We start from the raw sequence: 15,609 nt of genomic DNA on the forward strand, positions 1-15,609 counted from the left end.
GGCGCGGCCCGTCCAGCCCGAACCGCTGCCGCTGCACGTCCCGCGCCGGTGGTGGGCGAAGGTCATTTCGTCCCCCGATGCTGCGGGTCGTCCACCTCCACCGCAAGACCCTCGACCGGTCGGAAGTGGCCGGGTGAGATACCGGCGGCGGGCCCGGGGCGGTCTGCGTACAGTGCGGCGCATGGCCGTGGACATCAGACCGCAGGCCCCGCCACGCCGGCCGCGCCTGCTCTCCCTGGGGCTGGTCTTCCTGACCGTCGGCACGTCCAGCGCCGTGGTGATGCCCTTCCTGTCGCTGTTCCTGAGCACCGAGGTGCACGCCGATCCGCTGCGGGTCACCGTGTTCCTCGTCGTCGCGCCGCTCGCCGGGGTCACCGTGGCCACCCTGGTGGGCCGGCTCTCCGACCGCCGCCCGATCCGCCGCCGGCTGCTCATCGGCGCGGCGCTGGCCGGCGCGGCGGGCTGCGGCGTCACCGCGTTCGTCCGCGACTACTGGATCCTGCTGGCCCTGGCGGCGACCGCCACGGCCCTGGCCACCACTCTGTTCCCGCAGTCGTTCGCGTACGCCCGCCAACTGCTGGAGCGGGACCGGTCCGACCGGGCGGCGATGGGCATCAGCACGCTGCGGACGGTCTTCTCGCTGGCCTGGGTCGCCGGCCCACCGCTGTCGGCGTTCCTGCTGCACACCGGCGGCTTCCGCCTGGTCTACGGCACGGCGGCGCTGATGTACGCGGTGGCGGCGCTGGTGGTGACGGGGCGGCTGGCGGAGGTCACCGCGCCGCCGGTGACCGCCCCGGACGACAGCGCGCCCGGCGGGGGTGAGGTGTCCCGGTGGACGCTGGCGCTGACGGTGGCGGCGTTCACCCTGCTGCAGTGCCCGCTGACCCTCGGCGTCCAGGCGCTGCCGCTGCTCATCGGCCGGGAGCTGGGCGGTGACCCGTCCGACGCCGGCGTCGTGCTGGGGCTCTGCGCTGCGCTGGAGATCCCGCTGATGCTGGGGCTCGGCGCGCTCACCACCCGGGTCCGGTTACGCGCGCTGGTGCTGCTCGGCGCGGCCTGCGGCGCGGCGTACTACACGCTCGCCGCCTGGGCGCCGCACGTCTGGGTGCTGGGCCTGGCGCAGGTCGGCAACGCGTTCTTCATCGCGGCGGTCTCCGGGCTCGGCATCTCCTACGTGCAGGAGCTGCTGCCCGGGCGGCCCGGACGGGCGACGACCCTGTTCACCAACACGTTCCCGATCGGCGCGATGCTCGCCGGCCCGCTGCTGGGGCTGTCGGCGCGGCTCGGCTACCGGCTGGCGTACGGGACCGGCGCCGTGCTGTGCGCGGCCGGGCTGGTGGTGCTGCTGGTGGCCCGCCCCCGCCGGTAGCCGGCCCTGGCCCGGCGGCCCGGATCAGCCGATCACGGGACTGCGGCGTTCCACCAGGACGACGTCGCGCCACCGGCCGTGGTGGCGGCCGACGCGTTCGCGGGTGCCGACCACCCGGAACCCGGCCCGCCGGTGCAGCGCCAGGCTCGCGGTGTTCTCCGGAAAGACGCCGGACTGCACGGTCCAGATCCCGGCCGCCTCGGTGGAGGCGATCAGCCCGGCCAGCAGGAGGCGGCCGACCCCGGCACCCCGGGTCGCCGGGTCGACGTAGACGGAGTGCTCCACCACGCCCGCGTAGACCGCCCGGGGGGAGGTCGGCGAGACGGCGGCCCAGCCGACCACCCGGCCGACCGCGTCGACCGCGACGAGCCGGTGCGCGGGTGCCCGGCCGGCGTCGAACGCCGCCCAGGTGGGGGCGACGGTCTCGAAGCTGGCCTGGCCGGTGTCGAGGCCGGCCTGGTAGATGGCGAGCACCCGCTCGGCGTCGCCCGCGGTCATCTCCCGGACGGTGAGGTCAGCCACCGGCACTCCCTTCGCCTCGCCGATCGCGGGGCGAGTGTAGCCGCCGGTCGGGGCGGGGATCCCGGTTCGGCCGCCCGGCGTGGGCGCGGATGCGACGATGGGGCACGTGGCAAGCACCAGAACCAATGCGCCGGCCCGGTCGCCGCTCGCCGGTGAGCCGATCGCGCGGGTCGACGCCGAGCGGCTCGCCGGAGTGCTGAAGGCGTTCGCCGACCCGGCCCGGTTACGACTGCTCAGTCTGATCCAGTCCGCGCCGGAGGGGGAGGCGTCCGTCAGCGACCTCACCGCGCCGCTCGGGCTGTCCCAGCCGACCGTGAGTCACCATCTGCGCATCCTCACCGAGGCCGGCCTGATCGAGCGCGAGAAGCGCGGCGTCTGGGCGTACTACCGCCTGGTGCCGTCGGCGATCGCGGCGGTCGCCGACCTGCTGACCCCGCCCCGTAAACGGGCCACGAAGAAGACCCGCTGACCGAGACGCGTTCCGTGTCCGCGCACAAAAAATGGAGGGCGGATCCCCCCTCCATTTTCAAGGTATAGCGCACCCGGGGGCTTGCGGCAAGACCCCGGTCATCCCGCAGAATCGCCGGCCGAGGCCATCACCTGCGGGAACGGGAGTCGCGACATGCGCGAGAGCAGCACCATCTTCGACCTCGGGGGCCGGCTCGCCGCCAAGGCCGACCCGGCCCTGGTCGACCGCGACGAGCAGCACTTCGCGGCCATCGCGGCCAGCCTCGCCCAGGTACGCGCCGACCTGTCCGACCGGCTCGACGCGGAACGCCGGTCACCCGGCGGCAAGGGTCGCCGGGCGCTGGACCGCGACCAGGAGATCCGCCGGCTGGAGGGCCGCCTGCGGACCGTGAACCGCTTCGGGGTGGACCTGTGCCTCGGGCGGATGGTCGGCGCGGACGACCCCGATCCGGTGTACGTCGGTCGTCGCGGCCTCATCGACAGCGCCGGCCGCCGGCTGCTGGTCGACTGGCGCTCCCCGGCGGCCGAGCCGTTCTTCGGCGCGACCCACGCCAATCCGATGGGCCTGGCGAGCCGCCGCCGCTACCGCTGGACCCGGGGCCGGGTCAGCGACTACTGGGACGAGGTGTTCACCGCCGAGGGTCTCGACGGGCACGCCGCGCTCGACGACCAGTCCGCCTTCATCGCCAGCCTGGGCGGCAGCCGCTCGGCCCGGATGCGCGACGTGCTCGGCACCATCCAGGCCGACCAGGACGCGATCATCCGTGCCGGTTCCGACGGCGCGCTCGTCGTCGACGGCGGTCCCGGCACCGGGAAGACTGTCGTCGCCCTGCACCGCACCGCCTACCTGCTCTACTCCGACCCGCGCCTCGATCCGCGCCGGGGCGGGGTGCTCTTCGTCGGTCCGCACCAGCCCTACCTGGCGTACGTCTCCGACGTCCTGCCCAGTCTCGGTGAGGAGGACGTGCAGATCTGCACGCTGCGGGACCTGCTGCCGGAGGGGGCCGGCGCGACGGTCGAGGCCGACCCGGAGGTGGCCCGGATGAAGTCGTCCGCGCGGCTGGTGACGGCGATCGAGGCCGCCGTCCGGTTCTACGAGGAGCCGCCCACCCGGGGCATGACGGTGGCCACCGACGACGTCGAGATCCGGCTGAGCGCCGACGACTGGGCCGAGGCCTTCGCCGCCGGGACCGGCGTGCCGCACAACGAGGCGCGCGACGAGATCTGGGCGGAACTGGTCACCATGCTGCTCGACCGGTACGCCGGCGAGGAGCCGGCGGACCTCGTCCGGGCGGCGCTGCACCGCAACCGGGAACTGCGCGCCGCCCTGCACCGCGCCTGGCCGCTGCTCGACCCGGCCGAACTCGTCGCGGACCTGTGGTCGGTCCCGGCGTACCTGCGAAAGTGCGCGCCCTGGCTCGAGCCGGACGAGGTCCGGGCGCTGCAGCGCCCGGACGCCCGGGCCTGGACGGACGCCGACCTGCCGCTGCTGGACGCGGCCCGGCAGCGCCTCGGCGACCCGGAGTCGGCGCGCCGCCACCGGCGCCACGAGGTCGTCGTCGCCGCCGAACGCGAGCGGATGGCCACCGTCGTGGACGAGTTGATCGCGGCCCACACCTACGACGACGGCGAGGGGGTGCTGTCCAGCCTGCGGCAACTGGATCTCCAGGACGCCCTGGTCGACGAGGCCGTGCTGCCCACCACCGAGCCGGACCGCCTCGCCGGACCGTTCGCGCACATCGTGGTGGACGAGGCCCAGGAGCTGACCGACGCGCAGTGGCAGATGCTGCTGTCGCGCTGCCCGTCGCGCAGCTTCACCGTGGTCGGCGACCGCGCCCAGGCCCGCCGCGGCTTCCCGGAGCCGTGGCGGGACCGGTTGGCGCGGGTCGGCTTCGGCCCGGTCACGCTGGCCTCGCTGAGCATCAACTACCGCACCCCGGCCGAGGTCATGGCGGCGGCGGAACCGGTCATCCGGGCGGTGCTCCCGGACGCCAACGTGCCGACCTCCATCCGTACCGGCGGCGCGCCCGTCGTCCACGGCCCGGTCACCGACCTCGACGCGGTGCTGGACGGCTGGCTCGCCGGGCACGCCGACGGGACCGCCTGCGTGATCGGCGCGCCGGCCGTCCCGGCGACCCCCCGGGTCCGGTCGCTGACCCCGGAGCTGGCCAAGGGGCTCGAGTTCGACCTGGTGGTGCTGGTCGACCCGGAGCACTTCGGCGACGGCGTGGCGGGCGCGGTGGACCGGTACGTCGCGATGACCCGGGCCACCGGGCAACTGGTCATCCTGACCAGCGACTGACGCGTGCGGGACGGCGCTCGCGGATCAGGCGGACGGCTGGTCGCCCCGGATCCGGGCGTGCAGGTGCATGTCGTGCCGCCCGTCGGCGTGCACGGCGTCGCTGCGCTTGGTGCCCTCCAGCAGGAAGCCGGCCTTGACGGCGACCCGGCAGGAGGCGTGGTTCCTGGTCGAGTGGTCCAGGTGCAGCCGGTGGAAACCCGCCTCGCCCAGTGCCCAGCCCGCCACGGCGGTCAGCGCCCGGGGGGCCACCCCGGTCCCCCGGGCGGCCGGCAGCACCCAGTACCCGCATCCCGCGACGCCGTCATCGAGATTCATGCTGCCCAGCGCGATGCGACCCAGCACCTCACCGCCGTCGCGGGTCACCGCCCAGCTCGCGCCCGTCTCCTGCGCCCAGTCCTCGCGGTAGCGCGCGAACCAGTCGCGGACCTGGTCCTCCGAGGCGGGTTGCCGGGTGTGCCAGTGCCGGATCGCGGGGTCCTGGTAGGCGGCGAGGAAGACCGGCGCGTCGCCGGTCTCCCAGGGGCGCAGCAGCAGGCCGCCCGGGGCGGCGAGCGTCGGTTGGGGGCCGGCCGCGAGTCGTCCCGCCGGGATGGCCGGCGGCGTCGAGAGAGGTGCCCGCACACCCCATCCTCCCCCGGCGGCGCCGCCCTGGGTCAAGCTCCGGGCAGGCATCCCGGTTGGTGGCGTCATGGGGTGACCCGGAGCGGACCGTCGTCCCGCCCCGCCTGCGGCAGGCCGGCCGCGGCGGCGATGGTCTCGACGGCCTCGGCGAAGCTGGTGGTCTCTGGGAGGACGAGCTCGTCCGGCCAGCCCAGCACGTCGTGGTCGGCGTACCAGCCGCTCATCTGCTCGGCGGTGAACTCGCCTGCCTGCGGCCGGGTGAGGTGCCGGCGCAGGGTCTCGGGCAGCGAGACGTCGAGGTAACAGAAGAGCGACCGTCCGCGATGACCATCGCGCAGCGAGGTCAGCACCGCGCGGTAGCGGCTGGCATGGAGGATGCCTTCCAGCACCACGTGGTAGCCGTGGTCGAGCGCGAATCGCGCCGTCTGCTCGATCAGGGCCGGTGCCACCCCGCCGGGCCTGTCCCGCTCGCGCAGCACGATGCGGCGCAGGTAGTCCTGCTCGACCAGGGCGCAACCGCGGCCGTGCCGGCGGCGCAGCTCCCGGGCGATGCTGCTCTTGCCCGCGCCGGAGTTGCCCCGGACGCAGACCAGGATGGTGTCCGGGCTTCCGGTGGGTTCAGCGCGCACGATGCCTCCTCGGTGTCAATCCCGGCGGACGGTGAGGTCGAGGGCGGCGACGATCAGCCGGGTCAGGTCGGCAAGCTGATCTTCGCCGAGGGTGACGCCGCGCAGGTTGTCCAGCGGCGTCTTCAGGCCGTGCAGGCGGTTGTCCCGCAGGTCGGCACCGTCGAGGTGGCAGGAGTCCAGTTCCAGGCCGTTCAGATCCACGCCGATGATCAGACTGCTGGGGATGCCGACGTCGGGAATCTGGGCACCGTGCCACGCCGTGCCCTCGACGAGGCTGTCCGCCAGGTCGGTCGTCGGGTCGAGGTCGTCCGGGTTGAGGCCCGGCAGCAGGACCCTCACATCGCCGATCGTGATGGTACGCACATGTCCTCAACCGTGTCGGGCACGGGGCGGGCACGCCGCGCCGCGTCTATCGTCCGGAGCCACCTCTTCGACTTTCAGCGCGACACCCGGCCACCCAGGTCACGATAGGCCGCGGCCACCCCGGCCAGCCCCCGGCCCAGCTCCGCCCCGCGTACCCCGGCGTAGCCGACGACCAGCGCGGGTGGCCGGTCGTCGTGCCGCAGGGCGTAGTGGCGGCCGCCGCGGACCAGCACCGAGCGCCGCCGGGCGCCGTCCACCATCGCGTCCTCGGCGCACCACCGGGGCAGCACCAGGTACGTCTGGAGGCCGGCGTCGCCGCCCAGCGGGGTGACGCCGGGCAGGTGGCGGGCGACGTGCTGGTGCACCGCCTGGCGGCGGCGCTGGAACTCGGCGCGCAGCCGGCGCAGGTGCCGGTCGAAGCCGCCGGTGTCGACCAGCCGCGCGAAGGCGAGCTGGTCCAGGCCGGAGCAGCCGATGTCCCAGCCGGCGCGGACCCGCTCGATCGGCGCGGTCAGCGCGGGCGGGGCGGCCAGCCAGCCGAGCCGTAGCGCCGGGGCGAGCACCTTGCTGGCGCTGCCGGCGTAGACCACCCGGTCGGGGGCGAGGCTCTGCAGGGCCGGCAGCCGGTGTGCCCGGGCCACGAACGCGGCGTCGAAGTCGTCCTCGACGATCCAGCCGTCCACCGCGCGGGCCCAGTCGACCAGGTGCTCCCGGCGCTGCGCGGTGAGCGCCACCCCGGTCGGGAAGTGGCTGGCCGGGGTGGTGAGCACGGCCCGTACGCCGCTGGCGGCGAGCTGGTCGACGCGGAGGCCGTCGCGGTCCACCGGGATGCCGACCGGACGCAGCCCGGCGTCGGCGATGAACGCCCACTCGCCCGGGTGGCCGGGGTCCTCGACGCCCACCGTCTCGTGGCCCTGGTCGCGCAGCACCCGGCAGAGCAGCGCGAGGCCCTGGGCGAACCCTGAGGTGATCATCAGGTGGTCAGGACGGGTGCGGACGCCCCGGACCCGGCCGAGGTAGCCGGCGAGGGTGCGCCGGACCACCGGCAGGCCGGACGGCGGGGCGTACCCGAGTTCCCGGGGGCCGGCGGAGCGGACCACCGAGCCGACGCAGCGGATCCAGTCCTGGCGCGGGAAGGCGGAGACGTCGGAGCCGCCCGCCCGCAGGTCCCACAGGTCGGACTCGGGCGTCTCGTCCGGGGTGAGCGCCGAGCCGACCTCGGGGTGGGCCGAGTCCGCCACGAAGGTGCCCGAGCCGCGCCGGGAGAGCAGGTACCCCTCGGCGCAGAGCTGCTCGTACGCCTCGACCACCACGGTGCGGGACAGGCCGAGGTCGGTGGCGAGCTGGCGGCTCGACGGCACCCGGGTGCCGGAGCGCAGCGCACCCTCCTCGATCTGCCGACGTAACGCGTTTCGCAGCCGCGCCGCCAATGTTTCGCGCGCCTCACTGTCAATTGACAGATTTAGATGCCACATCGAGTGGTCCTCTCTGCGGTCGGGCAAGTGGTATGGACAGCACGATCACCACTTCGCGAAAGTGTTTCCCGGGCCCGCGAGCGCCCGGTGACCGGCATATCGGGGCGCACGATTCGCTGTCGGTCCAATGCGGACGCAGTGGGGCGTCCACCGGGCTCAGCCGAGAGCGGTCGCGGGGGCCCGTTTCACGAGGGGGGAAGTCCGAACTGCTGGTCGCCGACGTCGGCGGCGCGCGCCTCGGGCTGCTCAGAGGGGGTTCCACAGTGTCCTCATTGTCGACCGTGATGCCCACGCATCCGGCTCATTCCCATTCCGTGGCGCAGAGACCTGCGCCACCTCAGGACACCATTCCGATTAGCGTGACATCAGTCACACTGCCGCCGATGAATCCGCTGTCGCTCTACACCGCACTCGCCGAAACCCGGTCCCCCGAGGACGTCTATCTCTTCGAAAGCCTCGACGGTCCGGCCCGGGACCGGCAGGCCGCGACGGTGGGCTGGGGACGCCTCGCCGAGCTGCGCTTCATCGCCGACCGGTGCGAGCTCACCGCCGCCGGTCCGCTCGGCGACGCCCTGCGCGCGGTGGTCACCGGGATCCTCGGCGCGCCGGCCCGGCGGGAGGGCCCGACGGACGCCTGGGCGGTGCCCGGTCCGGCCCGACTGTGGGCCGTGGTCCGCGCGGTGCAGGGCGCCTTCACCGTCGACACGACGGCCCCCGCCGACAGCTTCACCTTCGGCTTCCTGACCACGCTCGCCTATGAGGCCGCGCGGGACATGGACGAGGTGGCCGTCGAGCGCGCCGCCGACGACCTCCCCCGCTGCACGCTCACGCTCTATCGGCACACCGTCTGGTGGGACCTGCGTGCCGGCACCGTCCATCAGCTGTGCAGCAGCGGGCCGCACCTGCCGCCCGACCCGACGCCACCGGCGACGGAGCTGCTGGCCGGCCACGCCGACGACCCCGCGGAGGTGCCGGCGGCCCCGCCGCCCGCGCTGGTCCGGGACAACCTCGACGAGGCGACGTTCGCCGGCCGGGTGCGGCGGTGCCTGCGGCACATCGAGGTCGGCGACAGCTACCAGATCCAGATCGGGCACCGGATCGAGGTGGAGACCGACCTCACCCCGTTGCAGGTCTACCGGCGGCTGCGGCACCGCAACCCGTCGCCGTACATGTACCTGGCGCCCTGGGCCGGGCGTACCGTCATCGGCGCCAGCCCCGAGCTGTTCCTGCGGATCGACGCCGGCCGGCTGTCGATGCGCCCGATCGCCGGCACCGCGGCCCGGGCCGCCGATCCGGAGCTGGACCGCGAGCGGGTCGCCGAGCTGCTGGCCAGCGAGAAGGAACGGGCCGAGCACGTGATGCTCGTCGACCTGTGCCGCAACGACATCGGCCGGGTCTGCGAGCCGGGCACCCTCTCCGTCGACGCGATGCTCGACGTCGAGCCGTTCGCGTACGTGCACCACCTGGTCTCCACCGTCTCCGGCCGGCTCGCCGACGACGCCGACGTGTGGGCGGCGATCTGCGCGTCCTTCCCGGCCGGCACCATGACCGGCGCGCCGAAGCTGCGCGCCATGGAGATCATCGACGGGCTGGAGGAGGAACCCCGGGGCATCTACGCCGGGGCGATCGGCCTGGTCGACGTGCGCGGCTTCGCGGTGCTGGCGCTCTGCATCCGCACCGCCGTGCACGACGGCCACCGCTACCGCACCCAGGCCTCCGCCGGGGTGGTCGCCGACTCCACGCCGGCCGCCGAGTGGCGCGAGACGCTGGCCAAGATGAGCGCCACCTACTGGGCCCTGACCGGCGAGGAGCTGCTGCCGTGAAGGTCCTGCTCGTCGACGCGTACGACAGCTTCACCCACATCATCGACCAGTACCTGCGGACCCTCGGCGCGCGCACGGTGGTGGTCCGGTCCCGCTCCCGCAGCACCGCGGCGCTCGTCGACCTGCGCCCGGACGCGGTGGTGCTCGGCCCCGGGCCGGGCCACCCGGCCGAGTCGGGACACGTCGAGCTGGTGCACGCCTTCGCCGGCCGGGTGCCGCTGCTCGGCGTCTGCCTCGGTCACCAGGCGATCGGCCTGGCCTACGGCGGCACGGTCACCGTGGCCCGGCACCTGATGCACGGCAAGACCAGCGTGGTCACCCACGACGGCCGGGGCGTCTACGCCGGGGCGCCGGCCCCGCTGACCGTCACCCGCTACCACTCGCTCATCGTCGCGGACCCGGCGCCGGCGGCGCTCGCGGTGACCGCCCGGTCCACCGACGACGGCTACGTGATGGGGGTACGCCACCACACGCTGGCCGTGGAGGGGGTCCAGTTCCACCCGGAGAGCGTGATGACCTCCGACGGGCTGCTGCTGTTCGACAACTTCCTGCGCGGCGCGGCGGCGCTGCCGGTCGCCGGGTGAGCGGCATCGTGACCGGTCCGGCGGGCCCGCTGGCCGTGGTCACCGGCGGGGCGGGCGGCATCGGCCGGGCCGTCACCGCCGCGCTGACCCGGACCGGGCACCGGGTGCTCAGCGTCGACCGGGAGCCGGCGGCGGACCCGACGGCACACGCCGCGCTGGTCGCCGACGTGGCGGTGCCGGCCCAGGTGGAGCGGCTCTTCGCCGAGGTCCACCAGCGGTACGGCCTGCCCGCCGTGCTGGTGAACAACGCCGGCGTCTACCCGGCCCGCGACTTCCTCGACTACGACCCGACGACGTACGCCGAGGTGCTCGACGTCAACCTCGGCGCGACGTTCTTCGGCACGCTGGCGTACGCCCGGGCCCTGGTCGCCGCCGGCCGGCCCGGCACGGTGGTCAACGTCGCCTCGATCAGCGGGCAGTCCGGCAGCCCGGACGCGGCGTACGGGGCGTCGAAGGGCGCGGTCATCGCGCTCACCCACAGCCTCGGCCGGGCCCTCGCCGGGCACCGCATCCGGGTCAACGCGGTCGCCCCCGGGCTGGTCGACACCCCGATGGCCGACCGGATCCCGGCCGACCGCCGCGACGACTACCGGGCCCGGATCCCGGTCGGCCGGTTCGGCACGCCGGCCGAGATCGCCGCCGCGGTCGCCTGGCTGGCCGACCCGGCCAGCAGCTACGTCACCGCCACCGTGCTGGACGTCAACGGCGGACTGCACTGACCTGCGCCACGGCCGGTACGCGACCGCACCGCGACCGGCCCACCCACGAAAGGACCCCGACCATGTGGCTCCCGACCACGGGCCCGGCGGCCGGCTTCGCCGCCGAGTACCTGACCCTGCACCGCGCGTTCTACGACCGCACCCTGCGCCCCGAGCAGCTCGACGCCTGGCGGGAGCGACAGTTGCGGAAGGTGCTCGACCAGGTCAGCACCGGTTCCCCGTTCTACGCCCGGCACCTGGCCGGGATCGACCTGAGCACGATCACCCCGGCCACCCTCGACCGGCTGCCCTTCACCACGAAGACGCACCTGCGCGAGGAGATGCTCGACGTGCTGAGCCGACCGCTGGCCGATTCGGTCTTCTTCTACGAGACGACCGGCACCACCGGGCGCGCCACCCCCTGCCCCCGCGACGGCCGGGAGGTGGTGGCCAGCAACGCGCACGTCACCGAGTCCTGGGCGTCGATCTTCCGGCACCACTTCGGTGACCACCCGCCCCGGGTGGGGCTGATGGGCCCGACCGAGGTGCACTCCTTCGGCGACACCCTCGGTGACGTGGCCCGCAACGTCGGCTCGATGAACGCCAAGATCTGGCCGTACTCCCCGGTGATCGGCTTCGCCAAGGCCCTGCAGCTGATGAAGGACCTGGCGCTGGAGGTCATCTGCTGCACCCCGGGCGTGGCGCTGATGCTGGCCAAGGCGGCCGCGCACCACGGCTACCGGCTGCGCGAGGACTTCTCGGTCAAGCTGCTCTTCGTCACCGGCGAGATGTGCACCCCCGCGCTGGCCCGCAACCTTGAGTCGGTCTGGGGCGCGGACGTCTACAACATCCTGTACGGCTCGCAGGAGGCGTTCGTGGTCGCCACCGCCTGCCGCAACAAGCGGATGCACCTGTCCCAGACCAACTACCTGATCGAGGTGGTCGACCCGGAGACCGGCGTGTCGCACGGCGGGCGCGGCAGCGGCGAGCTGACCGTCACGATGCTGGTCGACGGGGTGAAGCCGCTGGTCCGCTACCGCACCGGGGACGCGGTCGTCGTCGGCGAGTCGGACTGCGACTGCGAGATGCCCGGTGACCTGGTGCAGATCGTCGGCCGCACGCTGGACCGGATCGAGCTGGGCACGCGGCGCTTCACCGCCGGCCAGATCGAGACGGCGGTGCTGACCGGCGTCACGGGCTCGGCCGGCTACCAGGTGGTCATCGACCACGAGCCGACCACCGGCGGCGACCGGCTGACCGTCCGGCTGGAGCTGCTCAAGGACCTGGTCGAGGACCCGGCCGGGCTGGCCGGGCGGGTCCGCCGGCAGGCGACCGAGGCGCTCGGTGTACCGGTCGAGGTGGAGCTGAGCGACGGGCTGGACCCGATCGTCAGCACCGGGGCGTTCGTGAGCTGGAAGGCCGCCCGGATCGTGGACCGGCGGGTCGAGGCCGACCACGAGACCCGGGTGGCGCAGCGGATGGCGGGCAACCGTGGCTACGACACCTGACCTGACCGCCGCCGGGCCGGTGCCCGCCCTGCCCGGGCCGCTGGCCGGGGCGTACGGGCAGCGGTGGCGCGAGCTGGTGGACCGGTGGGCCGGCCGGCCCGGCACGTCGCTGGCCACGCTGGGCCCGGCCGGCACGTCCAGCCACCTGACCGCGGCGTTCCTCGCCGAGCGGCACGGGCTGCGCGTCGAGCTGTGCGACACCTTCGACGGGGTGCTCGACGCGCTGCTGCGGCGGCGGGTCGCGCACGCCCTGGTGCCCAGCGCGTACCAGGGGCTCACCCGCTTCCACTGGCACGGCGACCTGCGGCTGGACGCGTACTTCGCGCAGGCCACCCCGGAGTACGGCATCGCCGCCCCGGCCGGCGGCGGGCCGGACGACCCGGGCGGCGAGGTCGCGGTGGCCGCGCTCTGGGAGGTCCGGCGGATCTTCGCCGACCTCGCGCCGGCGGCCCTGCGGGAGCGCCCGGTGCGCTGGGTGGACGCCGACTCCACCCAGCACGCCGCCGAGATCCTCGCCGCCGGCGGCGCCGACCTGGCCGTGACCAACGAACCGGGGGTACGCCGGCACGCGCTGCGCTGGGTGGCCCGCCGCCCGGGCGCGGAGATCGTCTGGCTGGTCTTCGGCCACCGCTGACCCCCCATCGTCCCCTCCCCCACCGAGAGAACCGGAGTGATCGTCGTGTCCCGACGAACGTTGCTGCACCGCGCCACCGTCCAGGAGGGACTGGGCGTGGCGTCCCGACCGCGGCACAGCGTGCTGCTCGACGGGGAGCGCGTCGTGGCCGTGCTGCCCGACGCGCAGGCCCCCGTGGACGCCCCCGACGTGGACGTGCTCGACCTGGCCGGGCGCACGGTGCTGCCGGGCATGACGCTCGGCCACACCCACATCGCCTACCTCAACGTGCTGGACGGCCGGGAGACGCTGTTCAAGTACACCGTCCCGGAGGTCGCGCTGGGCGCCGCCGCGAACGCGGCCGCCATGCTGCGGCTGGGCTACACCGCCTTCGTCGGCGCCGGCTCGGTGGCCGGCATCGACATGGCGCTGCGCCGGGCGATCGACGCCGGGCGGTTGCCCGGCCCGCGGATCACGCCGTGCAGCCGGGACCTGATGGTCTCCGGCCCGCCCGAGCGCCGCAACCCCGCGGTCAAGCAGCGGATCCCCACCGACCTGATGCGGCTGGCGGACACCCCGGAAGAGCTGGTCGAGTACGTCAACACCGAGGTCGACCAGGGCGCGGAGATCATCAAGGTGTTCTCCACCGGCGACGACACCTTCCCCAACGGCCGCTCCCACGAGCTGCTCTTCACCGCCGAGGAGCTGGTGGTCGCGGCCCGGGCGGCGCACGAGCGGGGGGTGAAGATCCGGGCGCACTCGCGCGGGCTGGCCGGCATCCGCAACGCCATCGCCGCCGGGGTGGACGTGATCGACCACGCCACCTACGCCGACGACGCGGCGCTGGACGCGATCGCCGAGCGCGGCATCTTCGTGGTGCCGAGCCTGCACCAGCCGCACCGGCTGCTCACCACCGGCACCCGGCACGGCAAGACCCCGGAGTACCTGGAGACGCTGGAGTTCCGGGCCGAGGTGGAGAACACCCTGCGCATCCTGCCGCTGATGGTCCAGCGGGGCATCCCGATCGTCGCCGGGGACGACTTCGGCTTCGCCTGGACCCCGCACGGCCGGTACGCCGAGGAGCTGGAGACGTACGTGACGATGGCCGGCATCCCCGCCCCGACGGTGCTCACCTGGGCCACCGCCAACGGCGCCCGGCTGGCCGGGCGCGGTGACGAGGCCGGGACCGTGCAGCCCGGTCGCCTCGCCGACCTGGTGGTCACCGACGGCGACCCGGCCGAGGACATCACCGTGCTGGGCCGCCCCGAGGCGATCGAGCTGGTGCTGCTGGGCGGTCGGGTGGTCGCCGGCGACGCCGCCCGGTACCGCACGCGCCAGCCGGCGGGGGTGGCCTGATGCGGCGGGTCGTACCGGTCGTGCCGCTGCTGGCGGTCGGCGCCTTCGCCATCGGCACGGACACCTTCGTGGTCGCCGGGGTGCTGCCCGAGGTGGCCCGCAGCCTGCGGGTCGGCGTCGCCTCGGCCGGCTGGGTGAGCACCGTGTTCGCGCTGGCGTACGCGGTCGCCGCGCCGGTGCTCGGCGCGCTGACCGGCCGGCTGGAGCGGCGTACCGTGCTGCTGGTCTCGCTGGCCGGCTTCACCCTGGGCAACGCCGCCTCGGCGCTCGCCGGAGACCTGCCGCTGCTGCTGCTGGCCCGGGTCTTCACGGCGGTGAGCGCGGCGCTCTACATCCCCGCCGCCTCCGCCTCGGCGGCGGCGCTCGCCCCGCCGGAGCGGCGTGGCCGGGCGATGGCGGTGGTGCTCGGAGGCCTCTCCGCGGCCACCGTGGCGGGTGTGCCGTTCGGCACCTGGCTCGCCGCCGACCTGCAGTGGCGGGCCACCTTCTGGCTGCTCGCCGGGCTCGGCGCGGGTTGCGCGGTGGCGGTGGCGCTCGGCCTGCCGGCGCTGCGGCTGCCGGCCGGCCCGGGACTGGCCGCCCGACTCGCCCCGCTGCGCGAGTCCCGGGTGGGGCTGGCGGTGCTCACCACCGCGCTCTTCATGACCGGCGGGTACCTGGCGCTGACCTACGTCGGGGCGCTGCTCGCCCCGGCCACCGACGGCGACGGCACGCTGCTCGCGGTGCTGCTGCTGGTCTTCGGGGTGCCGGCGGTCGCCGGGACGGTGCTCGGCGGCCGGGCCACCGACCGGTGGGGCGCGCTGCCGGTGCTGCTGGTCTCGGTGGCCGGGCTGGCCCTGGTGCTGGCCACCCTGCCGCTGACCCGGCAGGCGCTGCTCCCCGCCGGGCTGGCGATGGCCGCCTGGGGGGTGACGGCGATGGCCACCCAGCCCGCGCAGCAGCACCGGCTCTTCGCGGTCGCCCCGACCTCCGGGCCGCTGCTGCTGTCGCTGAACTCGTCGGCCACCTTCGTCGGCATCGCGCTGGGCGGGTTCCTCGGCAACCGGCTGCTGCGGCACGGCGGCGCGGACGCGCTGGACCTGCTCGGGCCGGTCGGCGCGGGGCTGTGCGTGCTGGCGCTGGGCACCGCGCTGCTCGGCGCCCGGACCCGGCCGGCCCGCAGCGCCGGCGAACCGGCCCCGGCCCCGGCCACCGCCGGGCGCTGACGACCCGGATTGGCCTCACCGGATCCACCCGGATTGGCCACAACCGGTGCCCGGCCCGCTGCCTACGGTCGAG

Annotated in this window: 15 protein-coding genes; 10 read left to right on the forward strand and 5 right to left on the reverse strand. The window is 74.7% G+C overall.

Annotated features, from left to right (window positions below):
- Positions 1–181: 181 nt before the first annotated feature.
- Positions 182–1,369: a sugar efflux transporter gene (locus GA0070611_RS11220; RefSeq protein WP_091662178.1), complete on the forward strand. Its 1,188-nt coding sequence runs from the start codon at positions 182–184 to the stop codon at positions 1,367–1,369.
- 24 nt (positions 1,370–1,393) lie between these two features.
- Here GA0070611_RS11220 and GA0070611_RS11225 read toward each other — a convergent pair whose 3' ends face one another.
- Positions 1,394–1,891, reverse strand: a complete 498-nt coding sequence (locus tag GA0070611_RS11225; RefSeq protein WP_091672781.1) for a GNAT family N-acetyltransferase — start codon at positions 1,889–1,891, stop codon at positions 1,394–1,396.
- A gap of 97 nt (positions 1,892–1,988) precedes the next feature.
- Between GA0070611_RS11225 and GA0070611_RS11230 the strand changes: the two genes are divergently transcribed.
- Positions 1,989–2,360 (forward strand): ArsR/SmtB family transcription factor, encoded by a 372-nt coding sequence (locus GA0070611_RS11230; protein ID WP_091662181.1) that lies wholly within the window; start codon positions 1,989–1,991, stop codon positions 2,358–2,360.
- Between the two features lie 153 nt (positions 2,361–2,513).
- Entirely contained in the window at positions 2,514–4,661 is a 2,148-nt protein-coding gene (helR, locus tag GA0070611_RS11235) for an RNA polymerase recycling motor ATPase HelR (protein WP_091662185.1), read from the forward strand.
- Positions 4,662–4,685: 24 nt separating this feature from the next.
- Here the strand turns inward: helR and GA0070611_RS11240 are convergent, their stop codons facing one another.
- From GA0070611_RS11240 to pdxR, 4 genes are all read right to left on the reverse strand, one after another.
- The gene (locus GA0070611_RS11240; protein ID WP_167604420.1) at positions 4,686–5,282 is read right to left on the reverse strand and encodes a GNAT family N-acetyltransferase; all 597 of its coding nucleotides are present in this window, start codon (positions 5,280–5,282) and stop codon (positions 4,686–4,688) included.
- A gap of 65 nt (positions 5,283–5,347) precedes the next feature.
- The gene (locus tag GA0070611_RS11245) at positions 5,348–5,911 is read right to left on the reverse strand and encodes a kinase (protein WP_091662193.1); all 564 of its coding nucleotides are present in this window, start codon (positions 5,909–5,911) and stop codon (positions 5,348–5,350) included.
- A gap of 15 nt (positions 5,912–5,926) precedes the next feature.
- Positions 5,927–6,274 (reverse strand): hypothetical protein, encoded by a 348-nt coding sequence (locus GA0070611_RS11250; RefSeq protein ID WP_091662198.1) that lies wholly within the window; start codon positions 6,272–6,274, stop codon positions 5,927–5,929.
- A gap of 74 nt (positions 6,275–6,348) precedes the next feature.
- Positions 6,349–7,749 (reverse strand): MocR-like pyridoxine biosynthesis transcription factor PdxR, encoded by a 1,401-nt coding sequence (pdxR, locus tag GA0070611_RS11255; RefSeq protein ID WP_091662203.1) that lies wholly within the window; start codon positions 7,747–7,749, stop codon positions 6,349–6,351.
- A 383-nt stretch (positions 7,750–8,132) separates the two neighbouring features.
- Here pdxR and GA0070611_RS11260 point away from each other — a divergent pair, with 383 nt between their 5' ends.
- The 7 genes from GA0070611_RS11260 (at position 8,133) to GA0070611_RS11290 (ending at position 15,536) form a co-directional block, all read left to right on the forward strand.
- Entirely contained in the window at positions 8,133–9,572 is a 1,440-nt protein-coding gene (locus tag GA0070611_RS11260) for an anthranilate synthase component I family protein (protein WP_231921408.1), read from the forward strand.
- Positions 9,569–10,156: an anthranilate synthase component II gene (locus GA0070611_RS11265; RefSeq protein ID WP_091662209.1), complete on the forward strand. Its 588-nt coding sequence runs from the start codon at positions 9,569–9,571 to the stop codon at positions 10,154–10,156. Before GA0070611_RS11260 ends, GA0070611_RS11265 begins: the two co-directional genes overlap by 4 nt.
- The gene (locus tag GA0070611_RS11270; RefSeq protein ID WP_231921409.1) at positions 10,153–10,875 is read left to right on the forward strand and encodes an SDR family NAD(P)-dependent oxidoreductase; all 723 of its coding nucleotides are present in this window, start codon (positions 10,153–10,155) and stop codon (positions 10,873–10,875) included. Before GA0070611_RS11265 ends, GA0070611_RS11270 begins: the two co-directional genes overlap by 4 nt.
- Before the next feature lie 62 nt (positions 10,876–10,937).
- Positions 10,938–12,362, forward strand: coding sequence for a phenylacetate--CoA ligase family protein (locus GA0070611_RS11275; protein WP_091662212.1), 1,425 nt, complete (start codon positions 10,938–10,940; stop codon positions 12,360–12,362).
- Positions 12,346–12,996 (forward strand): prephenate dehydratase, encoded by a 651-nt coding sequence (locus GA0070611_RS11280; RefSeq protein ID WP_231921410.1) that lies wholly within the window; start codon positions 12,346–12,348, stop codon positions 12,994–12,996. The genes GA0070611_RS11275 and GA0070611_RS11280 overlap by 17 nt, the downstream gene beginning before the upstream one ends.
- Before the next feature lie 45 nt (positions 12,997–13,041).
- Positions 13,042–14,331, forward strand: coding sequence for an amidohydrolase family protein (locus tag GA0070611_RS11285; protein WP_231921411.1), 1,290 nt, complete (start codon positions 13,042–13,044; stop codon positions 14,329–14,331).
- Positions 14,331–15,536, forward strand: coding sequence for an MFS transporter (locus GA0070611_RS11290; protein WP_091662223.1), 1,206 nt, complete (start codon positions 14,331–14,333; stop codon positions 15,534–15,536). Before GA0070611_RS11285 ends, GA0070611_RS11290 begins: the two co-directional genes overlap by 1 nt.
- Positions 15,537–15,609 lie beyond the last annotated feature (73 nt).

The organism is Micromonospora auratinigra, assembly GCF_900089595.1.
GTDB classification, from domain to species: domain Bacteria; phylum Actinomycetota; class Actinomycetes; order Mycobacteriales; family Micromonosporaceae; genus Micromonospora; species Micromonospora auratinigra.

What these genes read in the sequence shown, in the direction of transcription:
- GA0070611_RS11220 (WP_091662178.1), top strand. Translation starts at nt 182, where the DNA reads ATGGCCGTGGACATCAGACCGCAGGCCCCGCCACGCCGGCCGCGCCTG.
- GA0070611_RS11230 (WP_091662181.1), top strand. Translation starts at nt 1,989, where the DNA reads ATGGGGCACGTGGCAAGCACCAGAACCAATGCGCCGGCCCGGTCGCCG.
- helR (WP_091662185.1), top strand. Translation starts at nt 2,514, where the DNA reads ATGCGCGAGAGCAGCACCATCTTCGACCTCGGGGGCCGGCTCGCCGCC.
- pdxR (WP_091662203.1), bottom strand. Translation starts at nt 7,749, where the DNA reads ATGTGGCATCTAAATCTGTCAATTGACAGTGAGGCGCGCGAAACATTG.
- GA0070611_RS11260 (WP_231921408.1), top strand. Translation starts at nt 8,133, where the DNA reads ATGAATCCGCTGTCGCTCTACACCGCACTCGCCGAAACCCGGTCCCCC.
- GA0070611_RS11275 (WP_091662212.1), top strand. Translation starts at nt 10,938, where the DNA reads ATGTGGCTCCCGACCACGGGCCCGGCGGCCGGCTTCGCCGCCGAGTAC.
- GA0070611_RS11290 (WP_091662223.1), top strand. Translation starts at nt 14,331, where the DNA reads ATGCGGCGGGTCGTACCGGTCGTGCCGCTGCTGGCGGTCGGCGCCTTC.